This window comes from Providencia sp. PROV182, from assembly GCF_028480325.1.
GTDB lineage: Bacteria > Pseudomonadota > Gammaproteobacteria > Enterobacterales > Enterobacteriaceae > Providencia > Providencia hangzhouensis.
In genome coordinates this window covers 62,015-84,835 of the sequence record NZ_JAMPOL010000018.1, presented here as the reverse complement: position 1 = coordinate 84,835, position 22,821 = coordinate 62,015, and the positions used below count along the sequence as shown (strand labels likewise).

Below are 22,821 nucleotides of genomic sequence, written 5' to 3'. Positions count from 1 at the left end.
ATTAATATATAAAAATAATATTATATTGAATTTAAAAAATTTTTTAACAGATGACATTTTAGTAAAGCTGCAACAGCAGGTTTCATAATATAAGTGTGAAGTGAAAAATGAAAAAATTGTGGTTCACTGCCAAAGAATTAGCTGGGTTAGAAGGACTCCCGACATCACCCCAGGGAATTAACCTAATGGCAAGACGAGAAGGCTGGAAAAACCGCCGTAAAAGAGGGGTGCAAGGTAAGGCTGTTGAGTATTATTATGAAAGCTTACCGGGGGAAATCCAAGGGCAACTTAGCCTGCATGAGCCTTCGGTAACTTACCAAAGTCAAAGAACAGATGCATTACAGATCTGGTCAGAAGCGTATTATCAATTGACAGAGTCTGAGCGCAATAAAATAGTGAAATATATCCTGCGTTATGGTTTGTCGTCACTGCTTGCGCAAATCGATGAAGAAGACAAAGGGGAAAAATAGCGTTTCCCCTTTTCTTGACCTGTTTTGCCTTTTCTAGTGACTAAGAATGGCGTTGAATTGCGATATAAGCTAAGCCGATCAATGCATCTTTATAAATTGAATCTTCAATTACATTTAAGGCATCAATCGCTTTTTGTGCTTCTTCTTGGGCTCTTGCATAAGTATATTCAAGGGAACCACAGCGTTTCATAGTTGCAAGAACAGTATCTAACAGATGACGCCCATTGCCTTGTTCAATCGCTTGGCGGATCAATGCTGACTCTTCTTCATTACCATTTTGCATCGCGTGAAGTAGGGGAAGTGTAGGCTTACCTTCATCTAAATCATCCCCCGTATTTTTCCCCAGCTGAGCATTGTCTGCATCATAATCGAGTAGATCGTCAATTAACTGAAAAGCTGTCCCAATATAACGACCATAATCTTGTAGTGCTTTTTCTTGCTCTGGTGTCGCATTAGCTAAAATCGCAGATGCATGGGCTGCTGCTTCAAAAAGACGTGCGGTTTTACTGTAGATCACTTGCATATAGTTTTCTTCAGTAATGTTAGGATCGTTGCAGTTCATCAATTGCAAAACCTCCCCTTCAGCGATCACATTCGTCGCTTCAGACATCAGTTTTAGCACCCGCATTGAATCGAGATCCGTCATCATCTGGAATGATCGAGTGTAAATAAAATCACCAACTAAGACACTCGCTGCATTACCAAAAACAGCATTTGCAGTTTGCTTTCCGCGACGCATATCGGACTCATCAACGACGTCATCATGCAGCAAAGTTGCTGTATGAATGAACTCGATCAATGCAGCAACTTGGGTATGTTTATGGCCCGAGTAACCTAAGGATCGACCAGCAAGCACTGCGATCATGGGCCGGATCCTTTTACCGCCACCACTGACGATGTAATAACCAAGCTGGTTAATTAGCGCAACATCTGAATTCAATTGACTGAGGATGGCTTCGTTTACCGCTGACATATCCTCAGTTGTCAGTTCAATAATAGATTCTAAATTCATCTTAATTTATTCATATTATTAGTTTTTGGTTCATTCCCGAAATAAAAAGTTGGGAGACCGATAGAACAGTTATCTTTCTAGCATAACATTATTAATTATAAGATTATCAGGTGTGATGCAAAAAATGTTTAAATAAGTAACAATTGAGTGAATAGGGACAAAATCAACGTTCAAAAACGGTTATTGAGAAAAAAGTCGTATTTTTTGTCATCTAACCGCATTATTGGCTTGTGTTCTGCTGCTTTTTTGCGTAGAATTCGCGCCCTATTGTGAATATTTTATAGCGTGCTCTGGAATTGAAATATTTAGCGGGTACGCGGAAAGCGGAGTTAATATGTACGCGGTTTTCCAAAGTGGTGGTAAACAACACCGAGTTAGCGAAGGTCAAACTGTCCGCCTAGAAAAGCTGGACATCGCAACAGGTGAAACTGTTGAATTTGATCAAGTTCTGATGGTTGCTAATGGCGATGAGATCCAAATCGGCGCTCCTGTCGTTGAAGGCGTTAAAGTGAAAGCGGAAGTGGTTGCACACGGTCGTGGCGAAAAAGTTAAAATCGTCAAATTCCGTCGTCGTAAACATAGCCGTAAACAACAGGGTCATCGTCAGTGGTTCACTGATGTTAAGATCACTGTCATCGCTTAAGATTTAGGAGAGCAGATTAATGGCACACAAAAAGGCTGGTGGTTCGACTCGTAACGGTCGTGACTCAGAAGCAAAACGTTTAGGTGTTAAACGTTTTGGTGGTGAAGCTGTATTAGCAGGTAGCATCATCGTTCGTCAACGTGGTACTAAGTTCCACGCAGGTAACAACGTAGGTTGTGGCCGTGACCACACTCTGTTCGCATTAGCGGACGGTAAAGTTAAATTTGAAGTTAAAGGTCCAAACAATCGTAAATTTATCAGCATCGAAGCTGAATAAGTTTTCTGACCTTTAATTCAGAATTAAAGCCCTGCAAAAACCTTTTGCGGGGCTTTTTATATTCAGATATTTGATCTTTAATGAACTACACACGTATTAAAGATGCACCATCTCTGAGTAGAACAGCCATCCAGCGTTATGCGGCTCAGAAGCGGAGAGAGAATTATGAAATTTGTAGATGAAGCCAAAATATTGGTCGTGGCAGGAGATGGTGGCAATGGTTGTGTCAGCTTCCGCCGTGAAAAATACATCCCTAAAGGGGGACCGGACGGTGGTGACGGTGGCGATGGTGGGGACGTTTACTTACAAGCAGACGAAAACCTCAACACGCTAATCGACTATCGTTTTGAAAAATCCTTTCGTGCAGAGCGCGGCCAGAATGGCCAAAGCCGTGAATGTACAGGTAAACGTGGTCAAGATATCACAGTTAAAGTGCCTGTAGGAACGCGTGTACGCGATTTAGGGACCAATGAAGTACTTTGTGATATGACTCGTCATGATCAACGTCATATGGTCGCTAAAGGCGGTTTCCATGGGCTTGGAAATACCCGTTTTAAATCTTCAGTGAATCGTGCTCCACGTCAACGTACCATGGGGACAAAAGGGGAAACTCGCGAAATACTGTTAGAACTAATGCTGTTAGCAGATGTTGGTATGCTTGGTATGCCGAATGCAGGTAAATCTACCTTTATTCGTTCAGTGTCAGCAGCAAAACCAAAAGTTGCTGATTATCCATTTACCACTTTAGTCCCAAGCTTGGGTGTCGTGCGTATGGATAACGAACAAAGCTTTGTGGTTGCGGATATTCCAGGGTTGATCGAAGGCGCAGCGGAAGGTGCAGGCCTTGGGATCCAATTCCTGAAACACTTAGAACGTTGTCGTGTTTTACTTCACTTGATTGATATTTGCCCTATTGATGAGTCTGATCCTGTCGAAAATGCGAAGATCATCATCAGTGAGTTAGAAAAATACAGTGAAAAGCTGGCAGCAAAACCACGTTGGTTAGTCTTCAATAAGATTGATATCTTAGGTGAAGAGGAATCAGCACAGCGCGCAGCAGAAATTGCCAAAGCGATGGGCTGGGAAGATAAATTCTATATGATTTCAGCAGTTAACCACGAAGGTGTGAAAGCACTGTGTTGGGATATCATGGAATTTATGAATACTCAACCGCGTGATATGGCAACGACTGAAGATACACAGCAACCTGAAAAAGTTGAATTCATGTGGGATGATTATCACAAAGAACAACTTTCTGGTACTGAAGATTTTGATGATGACTGGGATGACGATTGGGATGAAGATGACGACGAAGGTGTCGAAATTATTTATCAAAAATAGTTTATCTTAGAAATGTAAAAAGGCGCGAAAGCGCCTTTTTACTGTCTAAATCGCGTATGATCAGTTTTTCTGATACAGATCTTTATACAAACGGCTTTCAAATCGCACTAATGGTACTCGACGAGTACGTTGCTGGCTCTGTGGTACCGCATAAGCGGAGATAAATTGCACAAAAGCCACACGTTGACCACTGGCGGTTGTGATAAAACCAGCGAGATTATAAACCCCTTGTAACGCTCCCGTTTTAGCGGAAACTTTTCCATTTACACCTGCCTCATCAAAACCACCACGGTAACGCAAAGTGCCATCATGGCCGGCAAGTGGAAGCATAGAAATAAAATCGAGTTGTTGATCATTTTTAGCGATAAACTGCAAGATCTCCATCATGGTTGCTGGGGTGATTAAATTATGGCGAGATAATCCCGATCCATCTACCATCACGGTATTGCCAAGGTCGATCCCCGCTTTTTGCTTCAGTACTTGTCTTACCGCATCGGATCCTGAACGCCAAGTTCCCGGAACACCATAATATTCACGCCCAATGGTACGAAAAACGGTATCCGCTATCATATTATCGGATTTTTTGAGCATCACTTTTAACAAGTCATGTAGCGGCTTAGATTCGGTTTTGACTAATACTTGTGATTGAGCCGCAGGAAATGTGCGTTTTTTCACATGGCCAGTTAGCTCAATACCCGCGGTGGTTAACTCATTTTTGACAATTGCTCCGGAGTAACTCGCTCCATTTTGTACCGCAAAGGCAAGTGGCAAGGGCTCGCTGCGTTGAGTTAAACAACCTGTTAGGGTGTAGCGGTTCAGTTCACCAGGAACGACATCAAGTTCGCAATAGCGCGCTTCAGGGGAACCTTTAGCTAATGTTTTGACTTCGCTGAACATATTGACAGGGTAAAAACTAGCCGCCTTAATGAATGCAAAATCTCCTGCTTTTTCAGCAGGGTAAAGAGAAACTGAAAAACAGTTACGGTCAATGATAGCCGCAGCGGGTGGTGCACTAAAGCATTGGGTCATATCATTCCAAACCCATCCCGGTGCTTTGTCATGGCTAGTAAAAGCAGAAATATCAACGACGAGATCGCCGTCAACTTTATGGATCCCAAGCTGCTTTAATACATTCGCCATATTGCGAATTTGTTGGCGGGTTAATGTCGGGTCACCACTGAAGCGGATCACTAAATCACCCGTCAGTGTGTTGTTGCTAAGTTTTGCATCAGTTTCAAAATTGGTGACAAAACGGTAATCTGGCCCCAGTTGCAATAGGGCAGCAAGAGCGGTCACAACCTTTTGTGTACTTGCAGGTAATGCCATTTGCTGTGCATTATAATCAATTAATGGGGTGCTACTTCCCACTTTTTGCGCGACCAGAGCAAGGTTAGTGCCATCAGGTAAATATTGTTTGTATTCATCAATAGGAATCGCAAAAACTTGCGTACTAGCTAAGGTAATTCCTAAAGAGATTATCCATTTTCTGGTTAAAGTTAATAATGACATATATTTCACGCATTAGGGTGGACATATAATACATACTAAAGTGTAATGCCCAAGAAAGTAAACGGTGACCCGTTATTAAGTCTCAGTTAAAATAGCGTACATTATGATAAGATAAATGAGTACATAAGTCTGATTGCGTTTTTTTACTAGAACACCCCCGGTTTTACGCAGGTGTTCGGTGTACTGTTGTTACAAAATCAGGAAGATACTTGTTTTTAGATAGGATTGAACCGAGGTATTTATTAATGAAACAGATCCCGATGACGGTACTTGGTGCGGATAAGCTAAGAGAAGAGCTAGAATTCCTTAAATCTGTCCGTCGCCCAGAAATTATTGCATCTATTGCAGAAGCGCGTGAGCACGGTGACTTAAAAGAAAATGCAGAATATCATGCAGCACGTGAGCAACAAGGTTTCTGTGAGGGCCGTATTCAAGAAATCGAAGGGAAACTTTCTCACGCTCAAGTGATCGATGTAACTAAAATGGTCAATAACGGTCGTGTTATCTTTGGCGCGACTGTGACAGTATTGAATGTTGATACTGACGAAGAGCTAACGTATCGTATTGTTGGTGATGATGAAGCAGATATTAAGATCAATCTGATTTCTGTGAACTCACCGATAGCACGCGGTTTAGTGGGTAAAGAAGTTGATGATGCGGTCTCGATTAAAACCCCAGGTGGTGATGTCGAGTTCGAAATTCTTAAAGTTGAGTATATCTGATTCCTATTTCCCTGAATTGGTTATATTATTTCCCTGATTTAAAGAAAAAGGCCGCAGGCGGCCTTTTTCATCATATAAAACATGCTTTCAATGGCATTTTTATATAAATGATGGGGGATTATTTAGGTAAAATGATTTTGCGGTCTGCCGAAGGACGGTAGATAACAAGAATTTTACCAATAATTTGTACATTTACTGCACCAGTTTCGCGAACAATCGCATCAGCGATCAAATTTTTAGTATCACGGTCTTCGCCTGCGATCTTGACTTTGATAAGCTCATGATGTGCTAATGAGAGTTCAATCTCAGCCAAAACACCTTCGGTTAAACCATTGTTGCCGATCATAACAACAGGGTTTAAATGGTGAGCGAGACTTTTTAGGTGCTGAATTTGTTTTTTATTAAGATTCATTGATTTTTTGCTTGGTTAGTATTGAAAATGGCTTATTCTACCGCCATCTGATATCTATCACCATCAATTATATCTTTTTGATGGTAAAGAAGCAGCAAGTTAGGTGAAGTTCTTTTAGTATAGTTGGAAAGCACAATGGCCAATAAAAAACGTTCGGCAAGCTCAAGTCGCTGGTTGCAAGAGCATTTTAGTGATAAATATGTTCAGCAAGCACAAAAAAAAGGGCTACGCTCACGTGCATGGTTTAAGCTGGAAGAAATCCAGCAAGGTGATAAAATTTTTAAACCAGGTATGACCGTTGTTGATTTAGGAGCAGCCCCTGGTGGTTGGTCGCAATACGTTGTTAGCCAAATAGGTCATAATGGGCGGGTTATTGCTTGTGACTTATTGCCGATGGACCCAATCGTTGGCGTTGATTTCCTGCAAGGGGATTTTCGCGATGAAGCCGTTCTCGCCGCTTTGTTAGAACGCGTTGGCGACAAAAAAGTACAGGTGGTCATGTCTGACATGGCTCCAAATATGAGTGGGACACCAGCGGTTGATATTCCTCGCTCTATGTATCTAGTTGAATTAGCTTTGGATATGTGCCGTGCTGTATTGGCGCCTGGGGGGAGTTTCATTGTTAAAGTGTTTCAGGGAGAAGGCTTTGACGATTACCTTAGGGATATCCGCTCCCTGTTTACGAAAGTAAAAGTTCGTAAACCCGAATCTTCGCGCGCACGGTCACGTGAAGTATACATTGTAGCGACAGGGCTAAAACTGTAGTACCCTGAGCGTTATTTGTTAACACAGTTGTAATATGAGGTTAATCCCTTGAGTGACATGGCGAAAAACCTGATTCTCTGGTTAGTCATCGCAGTTGTTCTGATGTCCTTGTTCCAGAGTTTTGGCCCAAGCGATTCGAATAGTCGCAGAGTTGATTATTCTACGTTTATCAATGAGTTAGCCCAGGATCAGGTACGTGAAGTTCGTATCACAGGTCGTGAATTGAACGTCAGAAAGGCTGATAATAGCCGCTATACAACTTATCTTCCTATGCAGGATGAGAAGCTGTTAGACACTTTGCTAAATAAGCATGTGACGGTTGTTGGTGAACCACCAGAAGAACCTAGCTTACTGACATCTATTTTTATTTCCTGGTTCCCAATGCTTCTGTTGATTGGTGTCTGGATTTTCTTCATGCGCCAGATGCAAGGCGGTGGCGGCAAGGGGGCAATGTCATTTGGCAAAAGTAAAGCCCGCATGCTGACAGAAGATCAGATCAAAACAACATTTGCAGACGTTGCTGGGTGTGATGAAGCCAAAGAAGAAGTGGGCGAAATCGTAGAGTTTCTACGTGAACCTGCTCGTTTCCAAAAACTTGGCGGTAAAATTCCAAAAGGCGTCCTGATGGTAGGGCCTCCAGGAACAGGTAAAACATTACTGGCAAAAGCTATCGCTGGTGAGGCAAAAGTTCCATTCTTCACCATTTCCGGTTCTGACTTTGTGGAAATGTTTGTGGGGGTGGGTGCTTCTCGTGTTCGTGACATGTTCGAACAAGCGAAAAAAGCAGCGCCTTGTATCATCTTTATCGATGAGATCGATGCGGTAGGTCGTCAACGTGGTGCGGGTCTTGGTGGTGGTCACGATGAGCGTGAACAAACACTGAACCAAATGCTAGTTGAGATGGACGGTTTCGAAGGTAATGAGGGGATCATTGTTATAGCAGCAACTAACCGTGCTGACGTACTTGACCCTGCTTTATTACGTCCAGGTCGTTTTGACCGTCAGGTAGTCGTTGGCTTACCAGACGTTCGTGGCCGTGAACAAATTCTGAAAGTACATATGCGTCGTGTTCCTATTGACCCAAATGTAGATACTTTCATTCTTGCACGTGCAACACCTGGGTTTTCAGGTGCTGAACTCGCAAACTTAGTGAACGAAGCCGCATTGTTTGCTGCTCGCGCGAATAAGCGTGTTGTTTCTATGGTTGAGTTTGAAAAAGCGCGTGACAAGATTTGGATGGGTGCAGAGCGTCGTTCTCTGATGATGACCGAAGAGCAAAAAGAATCAACGGCTTACCATGAAGGTGGTCATATGATTATCGGTCATTTAATGCCAGAACATGACCCTGTCCATAAAGTCACGATCGTTCCGCGTGGGCAAGCGTTAGGTGTTGCTTTCTTCTTACCAGAAGGTGATGAAGTCAGTCGTAGCCGCTTGAAGCTCGAAGGTATGATTGCAACGGCATATGCAGGTCGTATTGCAGAAGAACTGATTTATGGTCGCGATAAAGTCACAACGGGTGCTTCTTCCGATATTCAGTTTGCGACGAATACGGCACGTAACATGGTGACTCAGTGGGGCTTCTCTGACCGCTTAGGCCCAATGCAGTATTCGAAAGAAGAAGGCCCAGCGTTCTTAGGTCGCTCTTCAGGTAATGGTTCAGGAATTTCTGATGAGACAGCACGTATTGTCGATGAAGAAATTAAAAAAATTCTGGACCACTGTTATCAATTGGCATACAAAACATTGGAAGACAATATTGATATTCTGCATGCGACTAAAGATGCATTATTGAAATATGAAACCATTGATATGCCACAGATTGATGACCTGATGAACCGCCGTCCAGTGCGTGAGCCAGCAGGTTGGGATGAAGACAAAAAAGTGAGTAATGTCACTGGTTCGTTCGGTACAGGTGCGCCAAAAGCGGAACCTACAGCGGAAAAACCACAGTCTGAAGAACCAAATAACACAAGTAATAGTAATAATGCTGATGAATCAAACCCATCAGATAATAACGACAGCAAACCACAATAAGCGGTCGTGAAATAAAATATTAAGACCCCAGTTCGCTGGGGTTTTTTTCGTTAAGGAAAAATAACAATGCAAATCAAAGCGAGAGGCAGTGTCCTTGACTTATCCACACCTAAGGTGATGGGGATTTTGAATGTCACTCCTGATTCATTTTCAGATGGTGGCACTCATAATCGTTATCATGATGCGCTTGAACATGTGGCAAAAATGGTGCAACACGGTGCGACTATCATTGATATTGGTGGCGAATCTACCCGTCCAGGGGCTGCCGAAGTTTCTGTGAATGAGGAACTTGATAGGGTTATTCCTGTTGTTGAAGCAATAGCCCAGCGTTTTGATGTATGGATTTCAGTCGATACCTCTAAAGCCCAAGTCATGGCGGAAGCAGCAAACGCAGGTATGCATATCATCAATGATATTCGTTCTCTACATGAGCCAGACGCATTAGTCGTCGCCGCGAAAACAGGTTTACCCGTTTGTATTATGCATATGCAAGGCCAGCCAAGAACGATGCAAGAAGCGCCAAATTATGAAAATGTGGTGCGTGAGGTAAAAGACTATCTTGATGCTGAAATCACCCGGTGTGTGGGCGCAGGGATAGAGAGGCAACAAATTATCCTTGATCCAGGCTTTGGTTTTGGTAAGAACTTGTCGCATAATTACCAGTTATTGGCAAACTTAGAACAATTTCATAATTTCGGACTACCGCTATTGGCAGGGATGTCACGTAAATCTATGATTGGACAATTATTGAATGTTCCACCACAAGAACGCCTCGCAGGCAGCCTAACTTGTGCAGTGATTGCTGCGATGCAAGGGGCTCACATCATTCGAGTTCATGATGTCAAAGAAACCGTGCAAGCGATGCAAGTGGTACAGATGACTCTGTCAGAAAAGGAAAAATAAGCGTATGAGCGACCGTAAATATTTTGGTACTGATGGTATTCGTGGCAAAGTGGGTGATAGCCCAATTACCCCTGATTTTGTTTTAAAATTAGGCTGGGCGGCAGGGAAAGTCCTCGCTCGTCATGGTTCACGTAAAATTATTATTGGTAAAGATACGCGTATTTCTGGCTATATGTTGGAATCTTCATTAGAAGCGGGCTTAGCAGCGGCAGGTTTATCCGCATCTTTCACAGGTCCAATGCCAACCCCAGCGGTTGCTTATTTAACACGTACTTTCCGCGCAGAAGCGGGAATTGTTATTTCAGCGTCTCATAACCCATATTATGATAATGGGATTAAATTCTTCTCAATTGATGGGACTAAGCTGCCTGATGAAGTCGAAGAAGCCATTGAAGCTGAAATGGAAAAGCCGATCACCTGCGTTGAGTCAGCTGAATTAGGTCGTGCAAACCGTATTGTAGATGCTGCCGGCCGTTATATTGAATTTTGTAAAGGTACGTTCCCGAACGAACAAAGCCTTGCAAGTTTAAAAATTGTCATTGATTGTGCTAATGGGGCTACTTACCACATCGCACCAAATGTGTTCCGTGAGTTAGGGGCAGAAGTCATCACTATCGGTTGCGATCCTAACGGAATCAACATCAACGAAGAGTGTGGCGCTACAGACGTTCGCCAGTTACAACAAAAAGTTTTGGAAGAAAAAGCGCATGTCGGTTTAGCATTTGATGGTGATGGTGACCGCATTATTATGGTTGATCACCTCGGTGAAAAAGTCGATGGTGACCAAATTCTCTTCATTATTGCTCGTGAAGCGCTACGCCAAGGCCAGTTAAAAGGTGGGGTAGTGGGAACATTAATGAGTAATATGGGTTTAGAAATCGCCCTAAAACAGCTAGGAATTCCTTTTGAGCGTGCAAAAGTGGGCGACCGCTATGTTCTCGAAAAATTACAGGAAAAAGGTTGGCGCATGGGGGCTGAAAACTCAGGCCACGTGATTTTATTAGATAAAACGACCACTGGTGATGGGATTGTTGCAGGCTTGCAGGTATTAAGCGCTATGGTACGTAACCATATGAGCCTACATGATTTATGCAGCGGTATGAAATTATTACCACAAGTGCTAGTTAACGTACGTTTCAAAGGCCAACACGACCCATTACAAAGTGATGCAGTTGTTGCAGCGAACGAAGAAGTCGAAAAACAATTGGCAGGAAAAGGCCGCGTATTACTGAGAAAATCAGGAACAGAGCCATTAATCCGAGTTATGGTTGAAGGTGAAAACGAAGCTGATGTGACTGCAATGGCAAACCATATTGCTGATGCAGTAAAAGCAGCTGGCTAAGTTGTTATTGGTGAAGCTGAGCAATATTTTGATAATTTGTTGTTTTTTTCTGCAAATAATCAAATGGAATTAAAATAGACTTGCTTGTCGGCTCAGCTTTGGTTAGTATTCGCACCTGCTCAATCCCGTAAGAGTGTTTCTTTACGGCCGAAATGAGCAGGTGTGCAGTGATAAAGGTCATAGCATTAGGCTATGCACCGCAACTGAATAGGTAACTCAAATGTATGTAGCTCTTTTAATTATTTTCTTGCTAGCGGCTATCGGGCTTATTGGTCTGATTATGTTACAGCAAGGTAAAGGTGCTGACATGGGAGCTTCATTCGGTGCGGGCGCTTCTGCAACACTGTTTGGTTCATCGGGCTCAGGTAACTTCATGACCCGTATGACTGGAATCTTGGCTGCTGTGTTTTTCATCATCAGTTTAATACTTGGCAACATGACTGCCAACAAGTACGGAACTGGTAGTGGTAGTAAGTGGGAAAACATTAGTGAACCTACAAAAGTCGAGCAACCAACAGACGTTCCGGCAGCACCAGCTACACCAACGAGCGATATCCCTCGTTAAGTGTGAAAGATTCCGAATGAAGGCAACTAATGCCATCATTAAGTAGTAAGCTCAGCGATGAGCAAGAAGTTAAAATTTGAGGTTATTGATTGAATATTGATAACCTCGCCTCAGTGCCGAGGTGGTGAAATTGGTATACACGCTACCTTGAGGTGGTAGTGCCTACAAAACGGGCGTACGGGTTCAAGTCCCGTCCTCGGCACCATTATTTAAGATGCTTGTGATTTACAGGTTATCTGTGTAGAATATGACACGCTTTCGAACGCGGGATGGAGCAGCTTGGTAGCTCGTCGGGCTCATAACCCGAAGGTCGTCGGTTCAAATCCGGCTCCCGCAACCATTTCTTATTCAACATACCTTGTCAGTATCGTGGTCTATAGTAGTTATCCGGTGTAGTAATCAAGTGCAGTTATCTAACAGCTCTCAAAATTTCTCATCGATTTCTCTAGATTTTACAGGTATAATAAGAATATGGTGAACCCGTGCACTACAGGGTCCAGTTGCATAAAGCCCCGAATTTCGGGGTTTTTTGTTATTTGACAATCGAATTAACTGGGCTTTTATAGCCCTTTTTTTATGTCTGGGGGTGGGCTTGTCCACATTAGAACAGAAATTAACAGAGATGATCTCAGCACCTGTGGAGGCGCTAGGCTTTGAATTTGTAGGCTTAGAGTTTGTCCGTGGCCGTACATCAACACTGCGTGTCTTCATTGATAGTGAAGAAGGCATCACTGTTGATGATTGTGCTGATGTCAGCCATCAGGTCAGTGCAGTATTGGACGTTGAAGATCCAATCTCTGTCATTTATAACCTGGAAATATCGTCACCAGGGCTTGAACGTCCATTATTCACCATTGCGCATTATGAGCGTTTTATGGGGGAAGAGGTGGCATTGACTTTGCGTATAGCAATGCAGAACCGCCGTAAGTGGCAAGGAATTATTAAGGCCATAGACGGTGAAATGATTACGGTTACTGTAGATGGTAAGGATGAGGTGTTCGCCCTCGGCAACATCCAGAAAGCTAACTTGGTACCCCACTTTTAATAAAGTTCAATGAGGCAACTAGGATGAATAAAGAAATTCTGGCTGTTGTAGAAGCGGTTTCTAACGAAAAATCCCTCCCTCGTGAAAAAATCTTCGAGGCTCTGGAAACTGCATTAGCGACGGCGACTAAAAAGAAATACGAGCAAGAAATTGATGTTCGTGTAGAAATTGACCGTAAATCAGGTGATTTCGACACGTTCCGTCGTTGGTTAATTGTGGAAGAAGTCACAATGCCAACGCGTGAAATTACGTTGGAAGCGGCTCAGTATGAAGACCCAGCGCTCCAGCTTGGAGAGTACGTCGAAGATCAAATTGAATCTGTTGTATTCGACCGTATTACTACCCAAACAGCTAAACAAGTTATCGTACAGAAAGTGCGCGAAGCAGAACGTGCGATGGTTGTTGACCAATTCCGTGAGCAACAAGGTGAAATTATCACTGCTCAGGTGAAAAAAGTTAATCGTGAAAATATCACGTTAGATTTAGGCAATAACGCGGAAGCCGTTATTCTGCGTGAAGATATGTTGCCACGTGAAAACTTCCGTCCAGGTGACCGTATCCGCGGAGTCCTGTATGATGTTCGTCCTGAAGCACGCGGCGCGCAACTTTTTGTTACGCGTTCTCGCCCTGAAATGCTGATTGAATTATTCCGCATTGAAGTGCCAGAAATCGGCGAAGAAATTATTGAAATTAAAGCCGCTGCTCGTGACCCAGGCTCTCGTGCAAAAATCGCAGTTAAAACTAATGACAAGCGTATCGACCCAGTTGGTGCTTGTGTTGGTATGCGTGGTGCACGTGTTCAAGCCGTTTCTAGTGAATTAGGCGGCGAAAGAATTGATATTGTGTTATGGGATGATAACCCAGCTCAATTCGTTATTAATGCAATGGCTCCGGCTGATGTTGCATCTATCGTAGTCGATGAAGACAAATGTACGATGGATGTTGCCGTAGAAAGTAGTAATTTGGCACAAGCCATTGGACGTAACGGTCAAAACGTTCGTCTGGCAGCTCAGTTACTGAAAAAACACCGTGGTGATGACAAATGGGAATTAAATGTCATGACCGCAGAAGAGCTTAATGCAAAACATCAGGCAGAAGCACATGCTTCTATTGATACATTCACCAAGCATCTTGATATTGATGAAGAGTTTGCCACTGCACTTGTTGAAGAAGGCTTCTCGACGTTAGAAGAACTGGCTTACGTGCCTATTAATGAACTTCTGGAAATTGATGGTCTTGACGAAGAGACTGTTGAAGTTCTACGTGAAAGAGCGAAAGCGGCCCTCACCACAATAGAATTGGCTCAAAAAGAGAGCCTAGGTGATAATCAGCCAGCAGAAGATTTATTGAATCTTGAAGGTATGGATCGTACTCTTGCCTATAATTTGGCTACTCGTGGAATCTGTACACTGGAAGATCTTGCTGAGCAGGGCATCGACGACCTGATTGATATTGAAGGTCTGGATGATGAGAAAGCAGGTACGCTCATCATGGCCGCACGTAATATTTGCTGGTTCGGTAACGATGCGTAAACACTGTAGCAGGAAGGAACGGCATGACAGAAACTGTAAAAACATTGGCAACGGAAATTCAAACCACAGTTGATCGCCTGGTACAGCAATTTGCTGAAGCAGGGATCAAAAAAGGTGAGAATGACTCTGTTAGCCAGTCAGAAAAAGAAGCTTTACTGAGCCATTTAAACCGTGAACAAGGCGGGGTAGCGGGTCAGCCAAGCAAATTGACACTACAGCGCAAAACTCGTAGTACGCTGAGTGTCCCCGTCACCGGTGGCAAAAGCAAATCGGTAAATGTCGAAGTCCGCAAAAAACGCACTTATGTGAACCGTGATGCTGAAGAAGCAAAAGCGGAAGAGCAGGCGCAGCGTGAAGCGGAAGAGCAGGCACAGCGCGAAGCTGAAGAACTGGCACAACGTCAAGCAGAAGCAAAACGATTAGCAGAAGAAACAGCTAAACGTGAAGCGGAAGAAAAGGCAAAACGTGAAGCCGAAGAGAAAGCAAAACGTGAAGCAGCAGATAAAGCTACGCGCGAAGCAGCGGAAAGAGAAAAAGTGAAACCAAGCGAAAATCAACAAAAACCAGGCAAAGCTGTAGAAAGTAATGCCGACAAACAACGCCGTGAAGCTGAAGCTGCGGAGCTAAAACGTAAAGCTGAAGAAGAAACTCAGCGCAAAGTTGAAGCAGAAGCACGTCGCGTAGCTGAAGAAGCACGCAAAATGGCAGAAGAAAACGGTGAAAAGTGGACTGCTGAAACGAAAACTGAAGAAGACAGCGATTATCACACAACAACTTCAACGCACGCTCGTGCAGCTGAAGATGAAAGTGATGAGAAAGAAGAAGGCCGTCGTTCACGTAATCGTACTGCAAAAGCACCTCGCCAGAAGAAAGGTAATAAACTTTCTGAAAAAGCAGATCGCGAAGAAGAACGTGCCGCAGGCCGTTCGGGTCGCAGCAAAGGTAAGCAACGTAAAGGTAGTTCTTTACAACAAAGCTTTACTAAACCAGCAGTTGCGGTTAACCGTGATGTTGTGATTGGTGAAACAATCACTGTTGGTGAACTTGCTAATAAAATGGCAGTAAAAGGTTCTCAAGTCATCAAAACGATGATGAAGATGGGCGCAATGGCGACTATCAACCAAGTGATTGACCAAGAAACTGCACAGTTAGTTGCAGAAGAAATGGGTCACAAAGTTATTCTGCGTCGTGAAAACGAATTAGAAGAAGCGGTAATGAATGACCGTGATACAGGTTCTGCACTTCAAGAGCCACGTGCGCCAGTTGTGACCATTATGGGTCACGTTGACCATGGTAAAACCTCTCTACTTGACTACATTCGCTCAACGAAAGTGGCATCAGGTGAAGCGGGGGGTATTACTCAGCACATTGGTGCTTACCACGTACAAACTGATAAGGGTATGATTACCTTCTTAGATACCCCAGGTCACGCCGCGTTTACTTCAATGCGTGCTCGTGGTGCTCAGGCAACGGATATCGTTGTTCTGGTTGTTGCTGCAGACGATGGTGTTATGCCACAAACAATTGAAGCTATTCAGCATGCGAAAGCAGCGGGTGTACCAATTGTTGTTGCAGTAAACAAAATTGATAAACCAGAAGCTGATCCAGACCGCGTTAGAAATGAGCTGTCTCAGTACGGTGTTATTTCTGAAGACTGGGGTGGTGATACTCAGTTCATCAGTGTTTCTGCTAAGAAAGGTACCGGTATTGACGAGTTGCTCGATGCTATCTTGCTGCAAGCTGAAGTTTTAGAACTGAAAGCGGTATATGCAGGCATGGCAAGTGGTGTCGTTGTTGAGTCGTACTTAGACAAAGGTCGTGGCCCAGTTGCAACAATCTTAGTTCAAGAAGGTACACTGAACAAAGGCGATATTGTCCTGTGTGGTTTCGAATATGGCCGTATTCGTGCAATGCGTAACGAATTAGGTAAAGAAGTTCAGTCTGCAGGCCCTTCAATGCCTGTTGAGATCTTAGGCTTATCTAACGTACCTTCAGCGGGTGATGAAGCTACCGTTGTACGTGACGAGAAAAAAGCACGTGAAGTTGCCTTGTATCGTCAAGGTAAATTCCGTGATGTTAAATTAGCTCGCCAGCAGAAATCTAAACTGGAAAACATGTTTGCTAACATGGAAGAAGGTAAAGTGTCTGAGCTGAACATCGTTCTGAAAACCGACGTACAAGGTACTTGTGAAGCAATTACCGACTCTCTAATGAAGCTGTCGACTGATGAAGTTAAAATTAAAATCATCGGTTCTGGTGTAGGTGGTATCACTGAAACTGACGCAACATTAGCTGCGGCATCGAATGCTATCATCTTAGGCTTCAACGTACGTGCAGATGCTTCTGCTCGTCGCGTAATTGAAAGTGAAAGTGTTGACTTACGCTACTACTCTGTTATCTATAGCTTAATTGATGAAATCAAACAAGCTATGAGCGGTATGTTAGCGCCTGAGTACAAACAGCAAATTATTGGACTTGCAGAAGTTCGTGATGTATTTAAATCACCGAAATTCGGCGCGGTTGCTGGTTGTATGGTCACTGAAGGCACTATCAAACGTAATAACCCAATCCGCGTATTACGTGATAACGTGGTTATTTATGAAGGTGAGCTAGAGTCACTACGTCGCTTTAAAGATGACGTCAATGAAGTTCGTAACGGTATGGAATGTGGTATCGGCGTTAAGAACTACAACGATGTTCGTGTAGGCGATATGATTGAAGTTTTCGAAATTATTGAAGTTAAACGTTCTATTGACGGTTAATTTTGTGAGTACCCACGAAATGTCGTGGTGAGAAAACAGTATGAATGAGGGGGCGCTTGCCCCCTTTATTGTCAGGAGATATAACGATGGCAAAAGAATTCAGTCGTGCACAACGCGTTGCGCAAGAGATGCAAAAAGAAATTGCGATCATCTTACAACGTGAGATCAAAGACCCACGTATTGGTATGGCTACCGTTTCAGGTGTCGAGTTATCTCGCGATCTCGCATACGGTAAAGTCTTTGTGACCTTCTTCAATATCGCTAACGATAAAAGCGAAGAAGAAATGGTTGCAGATGGCATTAAAGCATTAAATGAAGCATCAGGCTTTATACGTTCATTAATTGGAAAAGCAATGCGTTTGCGTATTATTCCTGAGTTAACATTTGAATATGACAACTCTCTTGTTGACGGTATGCGGATGTCTAATTTAGTGTCAAATGTGATCCGCGATGATGAAAAACGTCGTGCGGATGTTAGTGATAAAGAGGAAAAATAATGGGGCGTCGTCGTAGCGGCCGTAATATTGACGGCGTAGTGCTGCTGGATAAACCCACGGACATTTCTTCAAATGATGCGCTGCAAAAAGTGCGGCGCTTTTTTAATGCCAATAAAGCTGGGCACACGGGGGCACTTGACCCTCTCGCAACAGGTATGTTGCCTGTTTGTCTCGGCGAAGCGACGAAATTTTCCCAGTTTTTACTCGATTCAGATAAACGTTATCGCGTGATTGCACGTCTTGGGCAACGCACTGATACGTCAGATTCACATGGCGAAATTATTAGTGAGCGTAACGTAGAGTTTACACAGCAGCAACTAGATGATGCTTTAGAATTTTTCCGTGGTGATACATTACAAGTTCCTTCAATGTATTCAGCGTTGAAACACCAAGGTCGTCCGTTGTATGAATATGCGCGTAAAGGGATTACAGTTGAGCGTGAAGCTCGCCCAATTACAGTGTATGAATTGCAGTTTATTCGTTTAGAAAATAATGAATTAGAACTGGAGATACACTGTTCTAAAGGAACCTATATTCGTACAATTATCGATGATTTAGGTGAGATGTTAGGCTGTGGTGCGCATGTGATTTACCTGCGTCGAGTGCAAGTGGCTAATTACCCTTATGAGCGAATGGTAACATTAGAACAATTAGCTGATTTACGGGCAAAAGTAGATGCGGGTGAAGGTTCTTTTGAGTCATTGCTCGACTCTCTATTGTTGCCAATGGATACGGCAGTCGTTCATTTTCCAGCTGTAAATATTACAGAAGAAACAGCGGCTTATTTTAAGCAGGGTCAACCTGTGAGAGCCGCAGTCCAAGGCCTTGAAGAAGGTTGTATGGTTCGAGTCACTTGTGGCGCTGAGCAGCGGTTTATCGGTATTGCTCTGGTGAGTGAAGATGGCCGTATAGCACCGAAGCGTTTGGTTGTGGAAAATGAACAGTCCGTGTAGTGGCGCTTATTGCTTTGCTGCCTTAAGCAGCGTAGAATAGCGGCGCTTAATCTTGAGATGCTAAATTAGAGATTGGCTCTCATCACTTACATTAATCATTTTGGAGTTTATTATGTCTCTAAGTAATGAAGCGAAAGCTAAAATCGTTGCTGAGTTCGGCCGCGGTGAAAATGACACTGGTTCAAGCGAAGTTCAAATCGCTCTGCTGACTGCACAAATCAACCACCTGCAAAGTCACTTTGCAGAGCACAAAAAAGATCACCACAGCCGTCGTGGTCTGCTGCGTATGGTTGCTCAGCGTCGTCGCTTACAAGCTTACTTGAAAGGTAAAGATATCGCGCGTTACACTGCTCTTATCGAGCGTTTAGGTCTGCGCCGCTAATCTTACTCTAGATAATTTGAGTTGCAGCTAGGCGACAAATGAGTGAGTTACTAGGTACATACATGAGTATGTGGCTAGTACGAGTGAATGTAGTCAACAACGTTGCAACTTGAAGTATGACGAGTAGAGTCAGTTTCAGAGAAAAGGGGCCAGAGGCCCCTTTTCTTCTAAAAGTTATTTTGAAAGTTGAAGTAATACTCGAATTATACTTAACTTAAATGCTAAGCTATAAATCGTAGTGAGTTGTTTTTATTAATGCCTCTTCGCTACATCCGATTCGCGCGGCTAATGAGAGAATTGATCACTAGAACATCAGTATTCTCATTAGTCGCGAGGCTGTAGTAGGAAGAGTAAACCAATGCTCCCTGAGAATCTCAGGTAGCCTTACAAAAAGGGTAATATAGTGTTAAATCCTATTGTTCGTAAATTCCAATACGGTCAACATACTGTTTCGATTGAAACCGGTATGATCGCACGCCAAGCATCTGCTGCTGTTATGGTTAACATGGATGACACTGCAGTATTCGTGACTGCAGTTGCACAGAAAAAAGTGAAAGAAGGTCAAGATTTCTTCCCTTTAACTGTTAACTATCAAGAACGTACATATGCAGCGGGCCGCATCCCTGGAAGTTTCTTCCGTCGTGAAGGTCGTCCTGGTGAAGGCGAAACGTTAATCGCACGTCTGATCGACCGTCCTCTACGCCCTCTGTTCCCAGAAGGTTTTTATAACGAAATTCAAATCATTGCGACCGTTGTATCTGTTAACCCACAAGTTAACCCAGATATCGTTGCGATGATTGGTGCATCAGCGGTATTAGCGCTGTCAGGTGTTCCATTCAATGGCCCAATCGGTGCTGCACGTGTTGGTTTTATCAATGACCAATATGTTCTGAATCCTACAGCAGACGAACTGAAAAACAGCCGTTTGGATTTAGTGGTTGCAGGTACTGATAACGCGGTATTAATGGTTGAATCTGAAGCTGATTTGTTGAGCGAAGAGCAAATGTTAGGTGCAGTGGTATTTGGCCACGATCAACAACAAGTTGTTATTCAGAATATCAATGAATTAGTGAAAGAAGCTGGTAAAGAGAAATGGGATTGGCAGCCAGAGCCAGTTAACCAAGCTCTTCATGACCGTGTTGCACAATTAGCTGAAAGCCGTATGGGCGATGCTTACCGCATCACTGAGAAACAAGAGCGCTACGCGCAGGTTGACTTAATCAAAGAAGAAGTCACTGCAGTATTAGTTGCTGAAGACGAAAACGTTGATGTTTCTGAAGTTGCAGATATTTTAGCAAGCTTAGAAAAACAAGTTGTTCGTAGCCGTGTTATCCGTGGTGAGCCACGTATCGATGGCCGCGAAAAAGATATGGTTCGTGCACTGGACGTTCGTACGGGGGTTCTGCCACGTACTCACGGTTCTGCGTTGTTTACTCGTGGTGAAACTCAAGCACTGGTAACTGCAACTTTAGGTACAGAGCGTGATGCACAGGTTATCGACCAATTAATGGGCGAATATACTGACCGTTTCTTATTCCATTACAACTTCCCTCCATACTCTGTCGGTGAAACTGGCATGGTGGGTTCACCAAAACGTCGTGAAATCGGTCACGGCCGTTTAGCGAAACGCGGTGTGTTAGCTGTGATGCCTGACCACGCAGATTTCCCATACACTGTACGTGTTGTGTCTGAAATCACTGAATCCAATGGTTCATCATCAATGGCATCAGTTTGCGGTGCGTCATTAGCACTGATGGATGCTGGTGTGCCAATTAAAGCCGCTGTTGCAGGTATTGCAATGGGGCTGGTAAAAGAAGGCGAAGATTTCGTTGTTCTGTCTGATATCTTAGGTGACGAAGACCACTTAGGTGATATGGACTTTAAAGTGGCTGGTAGCCGTGAAGGTATCAGTGCACTGCAAATGGACATCAAAATTGAAGGGATCACGCGTGAAATTATGCAAGTTGCCTTAAACCAAGCAAAAGGTGCGCGTTTGCACATTCTTGGTACGATGGAACAAGCAATCAATGGCCCACGTGAAGAAATCTCTGAATTTGCTCCACGTATTTACACTATCCGCATCAATCCAGACAAAATCAAAGATGTCATCGGTAAAGGTGGTTCTGTGATCCGTGCGTTAACGGAAGAAACAGGCACGACTATCGAGATCGAAGATGACGGTACTGTGAAAATTGCAGCAACTGATGGTATTAAAGCGAAAGAAGCAATTCGTCGTATTGAAGATATCACAGCAGAAGTTGAAGTTGGCCGCATTTATCCAGGTAAAGTAACCCGTATTGTCGACTTTGGTGCATTTGTTGCGATTGGCGGCGGTAAAGAAGGTCTGGTTCATATTTCTCAAATCGCGGACAAACGTGTTGAGAAAGTGACTGATTACCTACAAATGGGTCAAGAAGTTCCTGTTAAGGTATTGGAAATCGACCGTCAGGGCCGTATCCGTCTTAGCATGAAAGAAGCGGTAGCAACTGAAGAAGCAAGTGCACAACCGCAGGACTCAGCAGAGTAAGCTGACTTAACAGCGCTCTATTAAGTTAGGGCGCTATCAGCCTAAATTTGCTGAAACCATCATTTGTAAAGCGTGGTAATGTAAGGGCGGAGTATGTTGAACAGTATCTGTCTTCGGGTGAGAGATTATCGCACGTTACCGCGTGTGCTCTTGGCGCTTATCTTTTTTGTTATTATTGGATGTAGTAGCAAAGATTGGCGAAAGAACGAGGTATTTGCCGTTCCACTTCAACCTTCATTGCAACAAGAAGTGATACTGGCTCGTATGGAACAAATCCTTGCGAGTCGGTCTTTAACCGATGATGAATACGCACAGCTTTTATATGAGCGCGGTGTGTTGTATGATAGTCTCGGTTTAAGGGCGCTGGCACGTAATGATTTTTCAACTGCGTTAGCCATTCGTCCTGATATTCCTGAAGTTTTTAATTTTTTAGGGATATATTTTACGCAGGCAGGCAATTATGATGCTGCCTATGAAGCGTTTGATTCTGTTTTAGAGCTTGATCCAACTTACAATTTCGCGCGAATGAATCGTGGCATCGCATTATATTACGGTGAACGGTACAAACTAGCGCAGGATGATCTGCTGGCGTATTATCAGATAGATCCAAATGATCCTTTTCGTACTCTGTGGCTTTACCTCGTAGAGAAAGACATAGACCCGCGTATGGCGCAAGATAATCTTGCTGCCCGCTACAACCAAGCGGAGAAAGGGCAATGGGGCTGGAATATCGTAGAATTCTATCTTGGCAATATCAATGAAAATACATTGATGGAGCGTTTGAAAGAAACATCTACGGATAACACTTCGCTCGCTGAGCATCTCAGTGAAACTAACTTCTATTTAGGTAAGCATTACCTAAGTCTGGGGGATAAGGATAGCGCAGTTGCGTTATTCAAACTGACGGTAGCTAACAACGCTCACAGCTTTGTTGAACACCGCTATGCATTGTTGGAATTGGCGCTGTTAGGCCAAGAACAAGACGACCTTTTAGAATCGGGCCAGCAATAGCTGACGAACATTTCATGATAAATTTTTAAGTCATCATCCCTCGGGGTGACGGCCTATTTGTTCGTTTAATAAACACAATTTGAGCCAGTTCACATTTTAAATGAAAATGACCGA

Annotated in this window: 21 protein-coding genes and 2 tRNA genes; 20 read left to right on the top strand and 3 right to left on the bottom strand. The window is 43.5% G+C overall.

Features of this window, described 5'->3' with window-relative positions:
• Nucleotides 1-107: 107 nt before the first annotated feature.
• A complete protein-coding gene (locus PR834_RS15090; protein WP_004905928.1) occupies nucleotides 108-470 on the top strand; it encodes a DNA-binding protein in 363 nt (120 codons plus the stop codon).
• Nucleotides 471-510: 40 nt separating this feature from the next.
• On the opposite strand, the gene ispB is transcribed toward PR834_RS15090, so the two are convergent.
• Nucleotides 511-1,482 (bottom strand): octaprenyl diphosphate synthase, encoded by a 972-nt coding sequence (gene ispB / locus PR834_RS15085; protein WP_096864332.1) that lies wholly within the window; start codon nucleotides 1,480-1,482, stop codon nucleotides 511-513.
• Nucleotides 1,483-1,816: 334 nt separating this feature from the next.
• Between ispB and rplU the strand changes: the two genes are divergently transcribed.
• From rplU to cgtA, 3 genes are all read left to right on the top strand, one after another.
• Complete coding sequence (gene rplU, locus PR834_RS15080) at nucleotides 1,817-2,125, top strand: 50S ribosomal protein L21 (RefSeq protein ID WP_004905925.1); 309 nt, start codon at nucleotides 1,817-1,819, stop codon at nucleotides 2,123-2,125.
• Between the two features lie 19 nt (nucleotides 2,126-2,144).
• Complete coding sequence (rpmA, locus tag PR834_RS15075) at nucleotides 2,145-2,402, top strand: 50S ribosomal protein L27 (protein WP_004905922.1); 258 nt, start codon at nucleotides 2,145-2,147, stop codon at nucleotides 2,400-2,402.
• 165 nt (nucleotides 2,403-2,567) lie between these two features.
• On the top strand, nucleotides 2,568-3,743 hold the full coding sequence (cgtA, locus tag PR834_RS15070) for an Obg family GTPase CgtA (protein WP_036958779.1): 1,176 nt from the start codon (nucleotides 2,568-2,570) through the stop codon (nucleotides 3,741-3,743).
• 60 nt (nucleotides 3,744-3,803) lie between these two features.
• Here cgtA and dacB read toward each other — a convergent pair whose 3' ends face one another.
• Complete coding sequence (gene dacB / locus PR834_RS15065; protein WP_272536757.1) at nucleotides 3,804-5,252, bottom strand: serine-type D-Ala-D-Ala carboxypeptidase; 1,449 nt, start codon at nucleotides 5,250-5,252, stop codon at nucleotides 3,804-3,806.
• 245 nt (nucleotides 5,253-5,497) lie between these two features.
• On the opposite strand from dacB, the gene greA reads away from it, so the two are divergent.
• Nucleotides 5,498-5,974 (top strand): transcription elongation factor GreA, encoded by a 477-nt coding sequence (greA, locus tag PR834_RS15060; RefSeq protein WP_004905916.1) that lies wholly within the window; start codon nucleotides 5,498-5,500, stop codon nucleotides 5,972-5,974.
• Between the two features lie 118 nt (nucleotides 5,975-6,092).
• Here the strand turns inward: greA and yhbY are convergent, their stop codons facing one another.
• Nucleotides 6,093-6,386 carry a ribosome assembly RNA-binding protein YhbY gene (gene yhbY / locus PR834_RS15055; protein ID WP_004905914.1) on the bottom strand — a complete coding sequence of 98 codons (294 nt, stop codon included), beginning with the start codon at nucleotides 6,384-6,386 and terminating at the stop codon, nucleotides 6,093-6,095.
• A gap of 135 nt (nucleotides 6,387-6,521) precedes the next feature.
• Here yhbY and rlmE point away from each other — a divergent pair, with 135 nt between their 5' ends.
• The 15 genes from rlmE (at nucleotide 6,522) to nlpI (ending at nucleotide 22,707) form a co-directional block, all read left to right on the top strand.
• The gene (rlmE, locus tag PR834_RS15050) at nucleotides 6,522-7,151 is read left to right on the top strand and encodes a 23S rRNA (uridine(2552)-2'-O)-methyltransferase RlmE (RefSeq protein ID WP_004905912.1); all 630 of its coding nucleotides are present in this window, start codon (nucleotides 6,522-6,524) and stop codon (nucleotides 7,149-7,151) included.
• A gap of 57 nt (nucleotides 7,152-7,208) precedes the next feature.
• Nucleotides 7,209-9,188 (top strand): ATP-dependent zinc metalloprotease FtsH, encoded by a 1,980-nt coding sequence (gene ftsH, locus PR834_RS15045; RefSeq protein ID WP_153673818.1) that lies wholly within the window; start codon nucleotides 7,209-7,211, stop codon nucleotides 9,186-9,188.
• A 66-nt stretch (nucleotides 9,189-9,254) separates the two neighbouring features.
• Nucleotides 9,255-10,091, top strand: a complete 837-nt coding sequence (gene folP, locus PR834_RS15040) for a dihydropteroate synthase (RefSeq protein ID WP_096864330.1) — start codon at nucleotides 9,255-9,257, stop codon at nucleotides 10,089-10,091.
• Between the two features lie 4 nt (nucleotides 10,092-10,095).
• Nucleotides 10,096-11,433, top strand: coding sequence for a phosphoglucosamine mutase (gene glmM, locus PR834_RS15035; protein WP_004905906.1), 1,338 nt, complete (start codon nucleotides 10,096-10,098; stop codon nucleotides 11,431-11,433).
• Nucleotides 11,434-11,653: 220 nt separating this feature from the next.
• Nucleotides 11,654-11,998, top strand: coding sequence for a preprotein translocase subunit SecG (gene secG, locus PR834_RS15030; RefSeq protein WP_004905902.1), 345 nt, complete (start codon nucleotides 11,654-11,656; stop codon nucleotides 11,996-11,998).
• Between the two features lie 115 nt (nucleotides 11,999-12,113).
• Nucleotides 12,114-12,203: transfer RNA gene (locus tag PR834_RS15025), tRNA-Leu, on the top strand.
• A 58-nt stretch (nucleotides 12,204-12,261) separates the two neighbouring features.
• A tRNA-Met gene (locus PR834_RS15020) sits at nucleotides 12,262-12,338 on the top strand.
• Nucleotides 12,339-12,590: 252 nt separating this feature from the next.
• Nucleotides 12,591-13,043, top strand: a complete 453-nt coding sequence (rimP, locus tag PR834_RS15015; protein WP_036958775.1) for a ribosome maturation factor RimP — start codon at nucleotides 12,591-12,593, stop codon at nucleotides 13,041-13,043.
• Nucleotides 13,044-13,066: 23 nt separating this feature from the next.
• Complete coding sequence (gene nusA, locus PR834_RS15010; RefSeq protein WP_004905898.1) at nucleotides 13,067-14,575, top strand: transcription termination factor NusA; 1,509 nt, start codon at nucleotides 13,067-13,069, stop codon at nucleotides 14,573-14,575.
• 23 nt (nucleotides 14,576-14,598) lie between these two features.
• The gene (infB, locus tag PR834_RS15005; RefSeq protein WP_094961650.1) at nucleotides 14,599-17,337 is read left to right on the top strand and encodes a translation initiation factor IF-2; all 2,739 of its coding nucleotides are present in this window, start codon (nucleotides 14,599-14,601) and stop codon (nucleotides 17,335-17,337) included.
• Nucleotides 17,338-17,423: 86 nt separating this feature from the next.
• Nucleotides 17,424-17,834 (top strand): 30S ribosome-binding factor RbfA, encoded by a 411-nt coding sequence (rbfA, locus tag PR834_RS15000; RefSeq protein WP_004905894.1) that lies wholly within the window; start codon nucleotides 17,424-17,426, stop codon nucleotides 17,832-17,834.
• Complete coding sequence (gene truB, locus PR834_RS14995; RefSeq protein WP_144139682.1) at nucleotides 17,834-18,787, top strand: tRNA pseudouridine(55) synthase TruB; 954 nt, start codon at nucleotides 17,834-17,836, stop codon at nucleotides 18,785-18,787. Before rbfA ends, truB begins: the two co-directional genes overlap by 1 nt.
• Before the next feature lie 112 nt (nucleotides 18,788-18,899).
• Nucleotides 18,900-19,169 carry a 30S ribosomal protein S15 gene (gene rpsO, locus PR834_RS14990; RefSeq protein ID WP_004905890.1) on the top strand — a complete coding sequence of 90 codons (270 nt, stop codon included), beginning with the start codon at nucleotides 18,900-18,902 and terminating at the stop codon, nucleotides 19,167-19,169.
• A gap of 403 nt (nucleotides 19,170-19,572) precedes the next feature.
• Nucleotides 19,573-21,696, top strand: a complete 2,124-nt coding sequence (gene pnp, locus PR834_RS14985) for a polyribonucleotide nucleotidyltransferase (protein WP_094961648.1) — start codon at nucleotides 19,573-19,575, stop codon at nucleotides 21,694-21,696.
• Between the two features lie 93 nt (nucleotides 21,697-21,789).
• Nucleotides 21,790-22,707, top strand: coding sequence for a lipoprotein NlpI (gene nlpI / locus PR834_RS14980; RefSeq protein WP_226617020.1), 918 nt, complete (start codon nucleotides 21,790-21,792; stop codon nucleotides 22,705-22,707).
• The last annotated feature ends 114 nt before the right edge of the window (nucleotides 22,708-22,821 follow it).

Coding starts and splice junctions, on each gene's coding strand:
- PR834_RS15090 (WP_004905928.1), top strand. CDS start 108: ATGAAAAAATTGTGGTTCACTGCCAAAGAATTAGCTGGGTTAGAAGGA.
- ispB (WP_096864332.1), bottom strand. CDS start 1,482: ATGAATTTAGAATCTATTATTGAACTGACAACTGAGGATATGTCAGCG.
- rplU (WP_004905925.1), top strand. CDS start 1,817: ATGTACGCGGTTTTCCAAAGTGGTGGTAAACAACACCGAGTTAGCGAA.
- rpmA (WP_004905922.1), top strand. CDS start 2,145: ATGGCACACAAAAAGGCTGGTGGTTCGACTCGTAACGGTCGTGACTCA.
- cgtA (WP_036958779.1), top strand. CDS start 2,568: ATGAAATTTGTAGATGAAGCCAAAATATTGGTCGTGGCAGGAGATGGT.
- dacB (WP_272536757.1), bottom strand. CDS start 5,252: ATGTCATTATTAACTTTAACCAGAAAATGGATAATCTCTTTAGGAATT.
- greA (WP_004905916.1), top strand. CDS start 5,498: ATGAAACAGATCCCGATGACGGTACTTGGTGCGGATAAGCTAAGAGAA.
- yhbY (WP_004905914.1), bottom strand. CDS start 6,386: ATGAATCTTAATAAAAAACAAATTCAGCACCTAAAAAGTCTCGCTCAC.
- rlmE (WP_004905912.1), top strand. CDS start 6,522: ATGGCCAATAAAAAACGTTCGGCAAGCTCAAGTCGCTGGTTGCAAGAG.
- ftsH (WP_153673818.1), top strand. CDS start 7,209: ATGGCGAAAAACCTGATTCTCTGGTTAGTCATCGCAGTTGTTCTGATG.
- folP (WP_096864330.1), top strand. CDS start 9,255: ATGCAAATCAAAGCGAGAGGCAGTGTCCTTGACTTATCCACACCTAAG.
- glmM (WP_004905906.1), top strand. CDS start 10,096: ATGAGCGACCGTAAATATTTTGGTACTGATGGTATTCGTGGCAAAGTG.
- secG (WP_004905902.1), top strand. CDS start 11,654: ATGTATGTAGCTCTTTTAATTATTTTCTTGCTAGCGGCTATCGGGCTT.
- nusA (WP_004905898.1), top strand. CDS start 13,067: ATGAATAAAGAAATTCTGGCTGTTGTAGAAGCGGTTTCTAACGAAAAA.
- infB (WP_094961650.1), top strand. CDS start 14,599: ATGACAGAAACTGTAAAAACATTGGCAACGGAAATTCAAACCACAGTT.
- rbfA (WP_004905894.1), top strand. CDS start 17,424: ATGGCAAAAGAATTCAGTCGTGCACAACGCGTTGCGCAAGAGATGCAA.
- truB (WP_144139682.1), top strand. CDS start 17,834: ATGGGGCGTCGTCGTAGCGGCCGTAATATTGACGGCGTAGTGCTGCTG.
- rpsO (WP_004905890.1), top strand. CDS start 18,900: ATGTCTCTAAGTAATGAAGCGAAAGCTAAAATCGTTGCTGAGTTCGGC.
- nlpI (WP_226617020.1), top strand. CDS start 21,790: ATGTTGAACAGTATCTGTCTTCGGGTGAGAGATTATCGCACGTTACCG.